The sequence below is a fragment of the Methylotetracoccus oryzae genome, assembly GCF_006175985.1.
In the GTDB taxonomy this organism is placed as follows: domain Bacteria; phylum Pseudomonadota; class Gammaproteobacteria; order Methylococcales; family Methylococcaceae; genus Methylotetracoccus; species Methylotetracoccus oryzae.
In genome coordinates, this window is record NZ_SRSH01000002.1 from 90,315 (window position 1) to 102,800 (window position 12,486).

Below are 12,486 nucleotides of genomic sequence, written 5' to 3' on the forward strand. Positions count from 1 at the left end.
ACGCTGCCGGCCCAATGGCTATCCTGGGTCTGGTCCGCGTACGATGCCTCACTCGGTCTGCCGGCCGGAAGCGTGCGATGGCGCTGCTGAACGCCGCCAATCGGCGCTTCTTCCTGCGCCATCCCTGGCAACTGGCGCTGGCGATCCTCGGCATAGCGCTGGGCGTGGCAACGGCGGTCGCCGTCGCGCTGTCGGTGACGAGTGCCCGCCAGGCTTTCGACGCGTCGATGGCCGCGTTGCTCGGACCGACGACGCATCAGATCGTGGCGAGCGGCGGTGTCATCGACGAATCCCTGTACCCCGCGTTGCGGCGCGATTTCCCGGGGGCGCGTTTCGCACCGGTGGTCGAGGATCTGGTCGAGACATCGACCGGTGAGACAGTGCGTCTGGTCGGCATGGATCCGCTGGCCGCGGGGGAGGGCAGCAGTGGCCGGCAGTTCCGGGGTCTGCTGCCGCTGCTGCCGGCGTTGCTGATCCGTCCCGGGACCGGTCTGCTGGCGCGTGCCAGTGCCGAGAGCTTCGGTATCGTGCCCGGCGGGGTGCTGACCCTGTCCATCCAGGGCAGGCCGGCAGCCATCGAGGTGCTCGGTTATCTGGAAGGGAATGGACCAGCCGACCCGGCGCTGGAAGGCTTGCTGATCGCCGACATCGCGACAGCGCAGGAAGTGTTGAACGTCATGGGGCGGTTGCACCGTATCGATGTCGTGCTGCCGGCCGATCCCGTGCTGGAGGAAAGCCTCGCCGCCGCTTTGCCGAGCGGCTTGAACCTCACCTCGGCGGAGGGTCGCAGCCAGGCCACCCGACGCCTGTCGGCCGCGTTCGAGACCAATTTGCAGGCCATGAGCATGCTGGGCCTCGTTGTGGGCCTGTTCCTGATCTATAACACGATGATGTTCGCCGTCCTGCAGCGGCGAGAGGTTCTGGCAACGCTGCGGCTGCTGGGGGCCACGCGCCGCGAGATCCTGCTGGAGGTGCTGGTCGAGGCGGTGGCGCTGGGTGTTATCGGGAGCCTGATCGGGCAGGTGCTGGGCATTGCGATTGCCGACCTGTTGACGGCGCAGGTCACGCGTACGATCAACGACGTCTATTTCACGCTGACCGTCAAGACACTGTTCATCGCGCCGGAGGTTCTGGTGCGCGGCTTCGTACTGGGGCTCGGCGCCTCGCTGCTGGCGGCGCTGATGCCGGCACTGGAAGCTGCCGGGACGCAACCCCTCAGTGCCCGCTCGCGGTCACGACTGGAAGAAGGCAACCGGCGCTGGGCTGGCTGGGCGGCGGCTGGCGGTCTCGCGGCGATCGGGCTGGCCACCGGGCTGTGGCAACTGCCTGACGGGACGCTGCTGCGCAGTATCGTGGGTCTGTTTCTGTTGCTCGCGGGCTGCGGACTGATGATCCCCGCGGTGCTGAGTGTCCTGGGGCGCCCGCTGCGCCGGATCGGCCATCCGGTGTTCCGGCTCGGTGTCGGCGACGTGCTGGCCTCGTTGAGTCGAACCGGCGTTGCGATCGCCGCGCTGACCATTGCTTTCGCGTCGGCTTTGGGAGTCGGCGCGATGACCGGCAGTTTTCGCGATACCGTCGGCGAGTGGCTGGACCAGTTGATGCAGGCGGATCTGTACGTGACGCGGGCCACGACCGGCAAGGGTGCCGACGAGCCGCTGCCCCCCGCCTGGCGGGAGGCCGTCGCGAGCCTGTCCGGCGTTGCGGCGATCAGTTCCGCCCGCAGCCAGAGCGTCGAGTCTTCGGTGGGGCGCGTCGAACTGGTGGCGCTGGCGCCGACCGATCCGCAGCGCTCGCCCTACCGATTCAAGTCTGGCGACCGGGCCTGGCAGCGCTTCCTGACTGACGACGTGGTCGTGATCTCCGAGCCCTTCGCCAGTCGACACCACCTCGGGCCCGGCGACAGGCTGGGCGTGGTCACGGCCGACGGCCCGACGGAACTCGAAATCGCCGGCGTATTCTTCGATTACCGCTCCGATCAGGGGATCGTGCTGATCCGTCAGCCTTTGTATGCGCGGCTGTGGCGGGACGACGGTATCACCTCGCTCGGGTTGGTGCTCGCTCCGAACGCCGCGCCGGATGCCGTCCGCAAAGCGCTCGCCAGTGCCATCGGCCGTGATCCCGCGCTGTCGATCCGCTCCAACCGCGATATCCGCGACGCCTCGCTGGCCATGTTCGACCGCACGTTCGCGATCACCGAACTGCTGCGCCTGCTCGCGGTCGGCGTGGCCCTGATCGGCCTGGTCAGCAGTTTGCTGGCCTTGCAGCTTGAACGGATCCGGGAACTCTCCGTGTTGCGGGCGCTCGGTTTCACGCCGCGTCAGATCGTGAGCATCGTCATGGCGCAAAGCGGCTTCATCGGCCTCGCGTCCGGCCTGCTGGCACTGCCGCTGGGTCTGCTCGTGGCCTGGGTTCTGGTGGCGGTTATACAGGTGCAATCATTCGGGTGGAGCATGCCCTTGCGGGTGCCTTATAGCGACCTTTGGCAGACGCCGCTGCTCGCGTTGGTGGCGGCGGGCGGGGGCGCGCTGCTCCCGGCCTGGAAAGCGGTCCGATCGACGCCGCTGACCGCGCTGCGAGACGAGTGAACGACAAGCACGTGGCCGACCCGGTCGCCGTCGCGTAGAGAGCCTCTGCGTTGCTTGGCAGCGATAGCTCGTTTACTGAGCGTGACAGGCTCGTAGATTGTTGAAAGCTGGTCCATATGGTCTAATACCCGTCGTTTTGCTCCGGGTTTGGCTCTCCGCTCGTAGCGGCTCGATGCCACGCCAAACCTGACCGTTGTCGACGAGCGCCCGATCTGTCGGCGCCACGCGACCGGAAACCTATTTCCGTCCCGAGTTGCATCATGCGTCCCCTCCGAGAGTGGCGCGACGCGACGCGCGGCGTGCCGGTTTTTCTAGAAGTGCAGGCTGGACTATGGTGATAAAAACGAAGAGGGGTTTGAACCTGCCGATTACGGGGGAGCCGTCGCAGACGATTCACGCCGATATCGGCGCGGTTCGTTCCGTGGCGCTGCTTGGTTCCGATATCGTGGGTTTGAAGCCGACCATGCAGGTGTCGGAGGGGGATCGCGTCAAACTCGGTGACGTGTTGTTCACCGACAAGCAGAACCCGGGCGTCAGTTTCACCTCGCCGGGCGCCGGGGTCGTCAAGGCGATCAATCGCGGTGCTCGCCGGGTGTTGCAATCCGTCGTCATCGAACTGAAGGGCAAGGAAGAACGCACCTTTGCGGCTTACAAGGAAGCCGAGCTGCCGAAACTGTCGACCGAACAGGTCAAGCAGAACCTGCTCGATTCCGGACTGTGGACGACGCTCCGCACCCGCCCGTACAGCAAGATTCCGGCGCCGGATGCGATGCCGCATGCGCTGTTCGTCAACGCGATGGATACCAATCCGCTGGCGGCCAACCCGGACGTGGTCATCAAGGAGCGGGCAGCGGACTTCCGCAACGGCCTGATCGTGATCAGCCATCTGGTCGAGGGCAAGCTCTACGTCTGCAAGTCCCCGTCGCAAACCGCCATCAATGCCGCCGTGGGCAAGGCCGAAGTCGTCGATTTCGACGGGCCCCATCCGGCCGGACTGGTCGGTACCCATATCCATCATCTGTCTCCCGTCAACGGGTCGAAGTGCGTCTGGCACCTGGATTATCAGGCCGTCATGGCCATCGGCGCGCTGTTCACGACCGGGCGTCTCAACGTCGAACGTGTCGTGTCGCTGGCCGGGCCGATGGTCGCCAAGCCGCGACTGGTCAAAACCCGCGTGGGCGCCAATCTGAGCGATGTGGTCAGCGGCCAGATCGTGGAGGGAAAGGAAGCGCGGGTCATCTCCGGGTCGGTGCTGTGTGGCCGGCGGGCCGAGGGACCGTTCGATTACCTGGGCCTCTATCACAATCAGATCAGCGTCATCGCCGAAGGGCGTGAGCGCGAGTTCATGGGCTGGGTGATCCCCGGCGGCGACAAATACTCGTTCCTGAATGTGTTGCTGTCCAGTCTGCCGAAGGTGCGGGGTCGCAAATTTCCGCTGGCGTCGTCACGCTGGGGCAGCCCGCGAGCGATCGTGCCGCTGGGTATTTATGAGGAAGTCTTCCCCTTCGACATGCTGCCGACCCAGTTGCTGCGGGCGCTGGTCGTCGGTGATACGGATATGGCGCAGGCCCTGGGTTGTCTGGAACTGGACGAAGAGGATCTCTCCCTGTGCACCTTCATCGATCCGGGCAAGCACGATTTCGGGCCCGTTCTCAGAACCAATCTGACGCAAATTGAGAAGGAAGGCTAATGTCTCGTACCCGACAGTTTCTCGATAAGCTCCATCCGTACTTCGCGCATGGCGGGCGCTTCGAGCGCCTATACCCCGTCTACGAGATGGTGGACACGTTCCTTTACACGCCGCCGGACGTCACCTCCGGTGCCACCCATGTGCGCGATGCGGTCGACCTGAAGCGGGTCATGACCTATGTCTGGATCGCGACGATCCCGTGCATGCTGATGGCAATGTTCAACACCGGCTATCAGGCCAATGTTGCAATGGAGGCTATCGGCTTGCAATCAGCGCCCGGCTGGCGCGGTGCGATCCTCAACATCTTTGGTTACAACAGTGCCAACCCGATCTCGGACCTGTTGCACGGCGCACTGTATTTTCTGCCGATCTACATCGTCACGATCGTGGCGGGCGGCCTGTGGGAAGTCCTGTTCTCGGTCGTGCGCAAACACGAGGTCAATGAGGGCTTCTTCGTTTCGTCGATCCTGTTCGCGCTGACCATGCCGCCCAACGCTCCGTTGTGGCAGGTGGCACTGGGCATCTCGTTCGGCATCGTGCTCGGCAAGGAAGTGTTCGGCGGTACCGGCAAGAACTTCCTGAACCCGGCACTGACCGGCCGCGCGTTCCTTTATTTCGCATACCCGGCGTCGATGTCGGGCGATGCGGTATGGACCGCCGTGGACGGATTCAGCGGGGCCACCGCGCTGGGTCTGGCCGCGCTGGGCGGTGTCGACGGCATCACGCAGGGCGGGATTTCGTGGTGGGCGACCCTGTTCGGTTTCGAGAAGGGTTCGCTGGGCGAGACCTCGACCATCGCCTGCCTGATCGGAGCGGCCTTCCTGATCTACACGCGGATCGCGAACTACCGGATCATCGCCGGCGTATTCCTGGGCATGGTCGCAACGTCTACGCTGTTCAACATCATCGGCAGCGATTCCAATGCGATGTTCGGCATGCCCTGGTACTGGCATCTGACGCTGGGCGGCTTCGCCTTCGGCATGACCTTCATGGCCACCGATCCGGTCAGTGCTGCTCAGACGAACATGGGCCGCTGGATCTTCGGCGGTTTGATCGGATTCATGACGGTGTTGATCCGGGTCGTGAACCCGGCTTTCCCCGAGGGCATCATGCTGGCGATCCTGTTCTCGAACATCTTCGCGCCGCTGATCGATTACGCGGTGATCAAGGTCAACATCAGCAAGAGGGCGCGGCGCCATGTCTAGTTCCACCGAGAGTGTCAAGAATCCTCAGGAGGACAAGTTTGCTGTCTGGAAGGAAAAGGCCAATCGCTATGCACAGCACGTGCTGGCCCTGCCGAATGACAGCTTCGAAAAAACCATCGCGGTCGCGCTCGGACTGTGCCTGGTCGGCGCCGTGCTGGTCTCCGGATCGGCGGTGGCGCTGAAGTCGCTGCAGGAGAGCAACAAGTCCAAGGACGAGAAGGTCAATATCCTGGAAGTCGCGGGCCTGAAGACCGAAGGCGTCAACATCGATGAGGCCTTCAAGCAGATCGAGCCGAAGATCATCGACCTGGCGACCGGCAACCCTGTGGACAACATCGATGCGAAGAGCTTCGATCAGCGCAAGGCGGCCAAGGATCCGGCGATGAGCGTCACGATCCCGGCCGACGAGGACATTGCCAACATCAAACGCAAGGCCAAGTACGCCAAGGTTTATCAGGTCATGGAGGGCGGCAAGATCAAGGCGCTGATCCTGCCAGTCAACGGTTATGGCCTGTGGTCGACGATGTACGGTTTCATCGCGTTGGAAGGCGACGGCGAAACGGTCATCGGTTTGAACCTCTACGACCAGGCGGAAACGCCGGGGCTCGGCGGCGAGGTCGTCAATCCGAAATGGAAGGCGCTCTGGAAGGGCAAGAAGGTCTACAACCTGGCCAAGAAGGATGTGCACGAGAGCAATCTGAGCGAGAAAGGCCAGACGATCGAGACCGGCGAAGTGGCATTGGGTCTCGTCAAGGGCAATGTCGACCCATCCAAGCCCGGTGCCGAATATCAGGTCGATGCGTTGGCCGGCGCCACGCTGACCAGTCGTGGTGTCAGCAATCTGATTCGCTACTGGATGGGCAAGGACGGCTTTGGTCCCTACCTGGCAAAAATTCGCTCCGCAAGAGGTTAAACCGATGAATGCTGAAGAAAAGAAAGTTCTGGTTGAGCCGTTGGTCGACAACAACCCGATCACCCTGCAGGTGCTCGGAATCTGCTCGGCCCTGGCCGTGACCTCGCAGATGTCGACCGCGCTGATCATGAGTCTGGCGCTCACGACCGTGACGGCGTTCTCCAGCGCCGGGATCGCGGCGATCCGTAATCATGTGCCGTCGAGCGTGCGCATTATCGCGCAGATGGTCATCATCGCGTCGCTGGTCATTGTCGTTGACCAGTTGCTGAAGGCCTTCGCCTATGAGGTCAGCAAGCAGCTGTCGGTCTTCGTCGGCCTGATCATTACGAACTGCATCGTTATGGGCCGTGCCGAAGCGTATGCGATGAAGAATCCGCCCTGGGAGAGTTTCCTGGACGGCATCGGGAATGGCTTGGGCTACAGCCTGATCCTGATCAGCGTCGCCTTCGTGCGCGAGCTGTTCGGGTCAGGCAAGTTGCTGGGCATCGATGTCCTGCCGCTGATGAAGGACGGTGGCTGGTACGTGCCGAACGGCCTGCTGCTGTTGCCACCGAGCGCTTTCTTCCTGATCGGGCTGTTGATCTGGGCCATCCGGACCTGGAAGCCGAAGCAGGTCGAGCAAGCCGATTTCGCAATCATCCCGGCGCACGGGGAGGCTCACTGATGGAGGCTTACATCAATCTGTTCATCAAGTCCGTGTTCATCGAGAACATGGCCTTGGCGTTCTTCCTGGGCATGTGCACCTTCATCGCGGTGTCGAAGAAGATCGAGACCGCCGTCGGTCTGGGCATCGCGGTCGTGATCGTGCAGACCCTGACCGTGCCTGCCAATAACCTGATCTACACCTATCTGCTCAAGGAAGGCGCCCTGGCGTGGGCCGGAATGCCCGACGTCGATCTGAGCTTCATCGCGCTGATGGCCTGTATCGGTGTCATCGCGGCGATGGTGCAGATCCTGGAAATGGTGCTCGACAAGTTCTTCCCGGCGCTCTACAACGCGCTGGGCATCTTCCTGCCCCTGATCACGGTGAACTGCGCGATCCTGGCAGGGTCCTTGTTCATGATCGAGCGCGATTACAACTTCGGGGAAAGTGTCGTGTACGGGGTCGGTAGCGGCTTCGGTTGGGCTCTGGCGATCACCGCGATGGCGGGTGTGCGCGAGAAGCTCAAGTACAGCGATGTGCCGCCCGGTCTGCGCGGCCTCGGCATCACGTTCATTACCGCGGGCCTGATGGCGCTCGGGTTCATGGCCTTCTCCGGCATTCAACTCTAGGCATAAGGCAAAGGCAATGTTGGAAATTCTTCTAGGGGTGGTGCTGTTCACGGTCATCGTGATCGCACTCGTATTCCTTATTCTCGGCGCCAAGTCGAAACTCGTTGCTTCCGGGAACGTCGAGATCCTGATCAACGACGAAAAGAAGATCTTCGTCCCGATCGGCTCGAAGTTGCTAACGGCTCTGGCTGACAACAATCTGTTCGTGTCGTCTGCCTGCGGCGGTGGCGGCACCTGCGCCCAATGTCGCGTGCAGGTGAGCGAGGGCGGCGGCGAGATCCTGCCAACCGAGCTGTCGCATATCACCAAGCGCGAGGCTGCGCAGGGCGATCGCCTGTCCTGTCAGGTGACCTGCAAGCAGAACATGAAGGTACATGTCCACGAAGAGGTCTTCGGCGTCAAGAAGTGGGAATGCACGGTCAAGTCCAACCATAACGTCGCGACGTTCATCAAGGAACTGGTGCTGCAACTGCCGGAGGGCGAGAGCGTCGACTTCAAGGCCGGCGGCTACATTCAGATCGAGTGCCCGGCGTATCACTTCAAGTACGGCGACTACCTGATCGAGGAGCGCTTCCGCGACGAGTGGGACAAGTACAACTTGTGGCGTTTCGAGTCCAAGGTTGCTGAGCCCGCCATCCGTGCCTATTCGATGGCGAACTATCCGGACGAAAAAGGCATCATCATGTTGAACGTCCGGATCGCGACGCCGCCGCCGAATGCGCCGGATATCCCGCCGGGCATCATGTCCTCCTACATCTTCGGTCTGAAGCCGGGTGACAAGGTCACGATCTCGGGTCCCTTCGGCGAGTTCTTCGCGCGCGACACCGACAAGGAGATGGTGTTCGTGGGCGGCGGTGCCGGTATGGCGCCGATGCGTTCGCATATCTTCGACCAACTGCGCCGCATTCACTCCAAGCGGAAGATTACCTTCTGGTACGGCGCTCGCAGTCTGCGCGAGACGTTCTATGCCGACGAGTTCGATCAGTTGCAGGCCGAGAATCCGAACTTCAAGTGGTATCTGGGCCTTTCCGACCCGAAGCCGGAGGACAACTGGACGGGGTACACGGGATTCATTCACGAGATCCTGTTCAGCAAGTATCTGAAGGACCATCCGGCACCGGAGGACTGCGAGTACTACATGTGTGGTCCGCCGATGATGAACACCGCGGTCATCAAGATGCTCGAGGATATCGGGGTCGACCGCGAGAACATCATGCTGGACGATTTCGGCGGCTGAGCCGGGACGGGCGGCGAGGTGCCGAAAGGCCTCGCCGCCGCGCTGCAATCCCGATCGCGGGGTACAAGAGGGCTATTCCATGACCATGTTCCTGATCACGTTTGCCGCCATGGCCGTCGTGTTCCTGTTGATGGCCGTTGGCGTCATCTTCGGGCGCCAGGCGATAAAGGGCACCTGCGGAGGCCTCAATGGAGGCAACTGCATCTGCACGCAGAAGTGCGAAAAGCGCCTGAAGGCGGAAGCCGCGGCGGCCCAGCGCTGAGGGGGTGCAATTCCCGCCCCGGGCCTGCCGGAACGATGAAGCGAGGGGCGCCCGCGGGCGCTCCCCGTGATTTATGCGCGATGACCGCGACTTCGGCTTGACGGGATGATCGCGTGTCGACCTTCAGTTTCTTCTGGTACGACCTCGAGACTTTCGGGCTCGATCCGGTTTGGGATCGGCCGGCGCAGTTCGCTGGCATCAGAACCGACGCCGATTTCAATCCCCTAGAGCCACCGCTCGTTCTTTACTGCCGGCCCCCGGCCGACTATCTCCCCGACCCCGCGGCCTGTGTGGTCACGGGCATCTCGCCCCAGTTGGCCTCGGAACGCGGTGTTCCGGAAGCGGAGTTTGCCGCCGCGATCCGCGCCGAGTTCCTGCGGCCGCAGACCTGTGTCGTCGGTTACAACAACCTCCGCTTCGACGACGAGGTGATGCGTCAGGTCTTCTACCGGAGTCTGTTCGATCCGTACGAGCGGGAATGGCGCAACGGCAACTCGCGCTGGGACATCATCGACATGGTCCGACTCGTTCGGGCGTTGCGCCCGGAGGGACTCGCCTGGCCTCTGGATGGAGAGGGGCACCCGACTTTCCGCCTGGAGCTGCTGACGGCCGCGAACGGCATTGCACATTCGGAGGCGCACGATGCCCTGGCCGACGTACGTGCAACGATTGCTCTGGCGCAGCGGATCAAGGCGGCTCAACCGAGGCTGTTCGACTTTGTGTTCAGTCACCGCGGCAAGGCTGAGGCCGCCGCCCTGCTGCAGGTAGGCCGGTTTGAGCCGGTCGTGCACGTATCGAGTCGCTTCGGGGCGGAGCGTCAGTGCCTCGCGATTGTCGTTGCCCTGGCGATGCACCCGACCAATCGCAACGCCGTCATCGTCTACGACCTCGGTGTCGACCCCTCGCAACTACTGGACCTCGACACGGAAGCCGTGCGGGAACGGGTTTTCACGGCCGCGGCCGAACTCGGAGAAGGCAAGTCCCGGATACCGTTGAAACTCGTGCACCTGAACAAGGCACCGGTGCTGGCACCCATCACGGTGCTGCGACCTGAAGACCGGGAGCGGCTCGCGATAAGCCGCGAGACCCTTGCCGTGCATCTGGCGAAGCTCCGTGGCGCTCCGGGACTAGCGGCGAAGGTCGCACGTGTTTTCGAGGGCCCCGAGCGGGCTGGGGTGGTCGATCCGGATGCCGCGCTGTATGGCGGGGGTTTCATCGGGGATGCCGACCGGCGTGAACTGGACCGGTTGCACACATTGCCACCCGCGGCCTGGGCCGGCAAAACCCCGCCCTGCGTCGACCCGCGCCTGCCCGAAATGGTCTTCCGTTACCGAGCCCGAAACTATCCGGAGTTGCTCGACGCGTCCGAGCGGGATCGCTGGGAGTCACAGCGGCTGGCCCGTCTGACCGGTAAAGACGGCACCCCGGCACGCAACATCGCTGGCTTCCAGACTGCCCTGCAATCGGTCGTATCGTCCGCGCCGGCGACGCCGCAAACCGCCGCGTTGCTGAGCGATCTGCGCGCTTATGGGGAAAAACTCCTGACTCGAAATCAGGAGAGTTTCCCGTATACTTAGCCCTTTTTTAGCGCTCGCGAGGGAGTAGAAGAATGAGAGTCATCGTTGCACTAACCGCGTGTTCCGGGCTGCTGTGGTCGGGCCTCTCGGCGGCTCATGGTCCCAGTCGGCAGAAAGTCGAGGAAAAGATCGACATCGCTGCGCCGCCGGCCGCGGTGTGGGATGTCATAAAGGACTTCGGCACGATGCACACCTGGTGCCCCAAGGTCGCCAGCGAAACCAGCCAGGGTGGCAATGAGAAGGGTGCTACGCGTGAACTGAAGCTGCCTAATGGTCATTCGATCAAGGAAGAGCTGAAGAGCTATGACGCTACGAAGATGAGCTACTCCTACAAGATCAACGAGGTTGATCCTGCTGACATACCGGTGGCGAATTACTCGTCCACGATCGAAGTGAAGGAAGGCGCGGCCGGAGGTTCGACGGTCGAATGGAGCGGGGCCTTTTACCGGAGCTTCATGACCAACAACCCGCCGCCGGATCAGAACGAGGAAGCTGCGATCAAGGCAGTAACCGGTCTTTATACCGAGTGCCTGGGCAAGCTGAAGTCGGTTGCCGAAGGCAAGTAATCCGCTCGAATTCGTCAGCGCGCTGTGATGGGACGCGCCACGCTCGGACTGGTCCTGGGTTTTGCCGTCGTGGCTGATGTTGCGGCGGCGCCCTATGCGTTCGTCACCAACCAAAAGGGCAATTCGGTCTCGATCATCGACACGGCGGTCGGGGCTGTGGTCAAGACACTGTCTGTGGGTGCGGAACCTGCGGGTGTGGCCGTATCGGACGACGGCGGTCGCGTGGTGGTGTCGAATCCAGGCAGTCAGTCGGTCTCGGTGATCGATGGCAAAAGACTGGAGGCGATGACGGAGATGCCGGCGGGTCCTGGACCGCTGGGTATCGCGATTGCGCCGAACGGTGAGCGCGCCTATGTCGCCGACTGGTATCAGCACCAGTTGCTTGTTTTCGATCTGGTGGCGATGCGGCAAATTGGGGCCGTGGACGTGGGACGGTCACCGGCCGGCATCGCCGTGGCGGCCGATGGGGCGACCTTGTATGTCGCCAACCGGGATGACGATAGCGTGGCCGCGGTCGACACCCGGCACTTGGCCATGACGCGGCTCGTCGGCGTCGGCAAGCATCCGTTCGGCGTGACGCTGAACGCGTCGGGTACCCGGCTGTATGTCGCCAACGTGGAAAGCAACGACGTCAGTGTCATCAATCCGTGGACCATGAAGGTAGTCGACACCATCGCCGTGGGCGATCGACCCTATGCGGCAGCGCTCGGTTTCGCGGAACGCCGACTTTTCGTGACGAATCAGTACGACAACTCGGTCTCGGTTATCGATACGGAGCAGCGCAAGGTCATTGCGACCCTACCCGTGGGCGAATACCCGGAGGGAATCGGGGCGACGGCCGATGGTCGCTTGATTTACGTGGCGAACTGGTTCAGCAACAACGTCACGGTGATCGACGCGGAGTCACTCACGGTCACGGGCACGATTCCCACCGGCAATGGCAGCCGTGCGTTCGGCGCGTTCATTGCGCGAACTGTGTCCGCCGATTCACACTGACTGCCCAGACAGGGCGGAGCCCGTGTTTCGGGGGACCGGTTCGGTGGTGCAGGCCACGCGTACCGCTCCGTTCCATTTCTTCGCATCCTCCGTTCGACGTTGATCGAGCAAGCGTCGGCGTGGCCTTGCGCCGGTACAAGTCGAAACGGGGTGGTCAGGGGCGTGCCCCTATTACTGGATCTC

At 62.7% G+C, this 12,486-nt stretch carries 11 protein-coding genes; all 11 read left to right on the plus strand.

The window, feature by feature from the left end; genetic code table 11:
* Nucleotides 1–77: 77 nt before the first annotated feature.
* The 11 genes from BWR02_RS03025 to BWR02_RS03075 all read left to right on the plus strand — a co-directional run bounded on the left by BWR02_RS03025 (nucleotide 78) and on the right by BWR02_RS03075 (nucleotide 12,303).
* The gene (locus tag BWR02_RS03025; RefSeq protein ID WP_162559988.1) at nucleotides 78–2,585 is read left to right on the plus strand and encodes an FtsX-like permease family protein; all 2,508 of its coding nucleotides are present in this window, start codon (nucleotides 78–80) and stop codon (nucleotides 2,583–2,585) included.
* A 331-nt stretch (nucleotides 2,586–2,916) separates the two neighbouring features.
* On the plus strand, nucleotides 2,917–4,275 hold the full coding sequence (locus tag BWR02_RS03030; protein WP_139556283.1) for a Na(+)-translocating NADH-quinone reductase subunit A: 1,359 nt from the start codon (nucleotides 2,917–2,919) through the stop codon (nucleotides 4,273–4,275).
* Complete coding sequence (locus tag BWR02_RS03035; RefSeq protein ID WP_139556284.1) at nucleotides 4,275–5,480, plus strand: NADH:ubiquinone reductase (Na(+)-transporting) subunit B; 1,206 nt, start codon at nucleotides 4,275–4,277, stop codon at nucleotides 5,478–5,480. Before BWR02_RS03030 ends, BWR02_RS03035 begins: the two co-directional genes overlap by 1 nt.
* Nucleotides 5,473–6,393: a Na(+)-translocating NADH-quinone reductase subunit C gene (locus BWR02_RS03040; protein WP_139556285.1), complete on the plus strand. Its 921-nt coding sequence runs from the start codon at nucleotides 5,473–5,475 to the stop codon at nucleotides 6,391–6,393. The genes BWR02_RS03035 and BWR02_RS03040 overlap by 8 nt, the downstream gene beginning before the upstream one ends.
* 4 nt (nucleotides 6,394–6,397) lie before the next feature.
* Complete coding sequence (locus BWR02_RS03045; RefSeq protein ID WP_129884719.1) at nucleotides 6,398–7,057, plus strand: NADH:ubiquinone reductase (Na(+)-transporting) subunit D; 660 nt, start codon at nucleotides 6,398–6,400, stop codon at nucleotides 7,055–7,057.
* On the plus strand, nucleotides 7,057–7,665 hold the full coding sequence (nqrE, locus tag BWR02_RS03050) for an NADH:ubiquinone reductase (Na(+)-transporting) subunit E (RefSeq protein WP_139556286.1): 609 nt from the start codon (nucleotides 7,057–7,059) through the stop codon (nucleotides 7,663–7,665). Before BWR02_RS03045 ends, nqrE begins: the two co-directional genes overlap by 1 nt.
* A gap of 16 nt (nucleotides 7,666–7,681) precedes the next feature.
* On the plus strand, nucleotides 7,682–8,902 hold the full coding sequence (gene nqrF, locus BWR02_RS03055) for an NADH:ubiquinone reductase (Na(+)-transporting) subunit F (RefSeq protein ID WP_139556287.1): 1,221 nt from the start codon (nucleotides 7,682–7,684) through the stop codon (nucleotides 8,900–8,902).
* Nucleotides 8,903–8,981: 79 nt separating this feature from the next.
* On the plus strand, nucleotides 8,982–9,164 hold the full coding sequence (gene nqrM, locus BWR02_RS03060; protein ID WP_139556288.1) for a (Na+)-NQR maturation NqrM: 183 nt from the start codon (nucleotides 8,982–8,984) through the stop codon (nucleotides 9,162–9,164).
* Between the two features lie 113 nt (nucleotides 9,165–9,277).
* Nucleotides 9,278–10,741 (plus strand): exodeoxyribonuclease I, encoded by a 1,464-nt coding sequence (gene sbcB, locus BWR02_RS03065; RefSeq protein ID WP_139556289.1) that lies wholly within the window; start codon nucleotides 9,278–9,280, stop codon nucleotides 10,739–10,741.
* Nucleotides 10,742–10,773: 32 nt separating this feature from the next.
* On the plus strand, nucleotides 10,774–11,307 hold the full coding sequence (locus tag BWR02_RS03070) for an SRPBCC family protein (protein WP_139556290.1): 534 nt from the start codon (nucleotides 10,774–10,776) through the stop codon (nucleotides 11,305–11,307).
* Between the two features lie 27 nt (nucleotides 11,308–11,334).
* Entirely contained in the window at nucleotides 11,335–12,303 is a 969-nt protein-coding gene (locus tag BWR02_RS03075) for a YVTN family beta-propeller repeat protein (protein ID WP_139556291.1), read from the plus strand.
* Nucleotides 12,304–12,486: the final 183 nt, after the last annotated feature.

Excerpts from the sequence above, each read along its gene's own strand:
- BWR02_RS03025 (WP_162559988.1), top strand. The coding sequence starts at position 78 with ATGGCGCTGCTGAACGCCGCCAATCGGCGCTTCTTCCTGCGCCATCCC.
- BWR02_RS03030 (WP_139556283.1), top strand. The coding sequence starts at position 2,917 with ATGGTGATAAAAACGAAGAGGGGTTTGAACCTGCCGATTACGGGGGAG.
- BWR02_RS03035 (WP_139556284.1), top strand. The coding sequence starts at position 4,275 with ATGTCTCGTACCCGACAGTTTCTCGATAAGCTCCATCCGTACTTCGCG.
- BWR02_RS03040 (WP_139556285.1), top strand. The coding sequence starts at position 5,473 with ATGTCTAGTTCCACCGAGAGTGTCAAGAATCCTCAGGAGGACAAGTTT.
- BWR02_RS03045 (WP_129884719.1), top strand. The coding sequence starts at position 6,398 with ATGAATGCTGAAGAAAAGAAAGTTCTGGTTGAGCCGTTGGTCGACAAC.
- nqrE (WP_139556286.1), top strand. The coding sequence starts at position 7,057 with ATGGAGGCTTACATCAATCTGTTCATCAAGTCCGTGTTCATCGAGAAC.
- nqrF (WP_139556287.1), top strand. The coding sequence starts at position 7,682 with ATGTTGGAAATTCTTCTAGGGGTGGTGCTGTTCACGGTCATCGTGATC.
- nqrM (WP_139556288.1), top strand. The coding sequence starts at position 8,982 with ATGACCATGTTCCTGATCACGTTTGCCGCCATGGCCGTCGTGTTCCTG.
- BWR02_RS03070 (WP_139556290.1), top strand. The coding sequence starts at position 10,774 with ATGAGAGTCATCGTTGCACTAACCGCGTGTTCCGGGCTGCTGTGGTCG.
- BWR02_RS03075 (WP_139556291.1), top strand. The coding sequence starts at position 11,335 with ATGGGACGCGCCACGCTCGGACTGGTCCTGGGTTTTGCCGTCGTGGCT.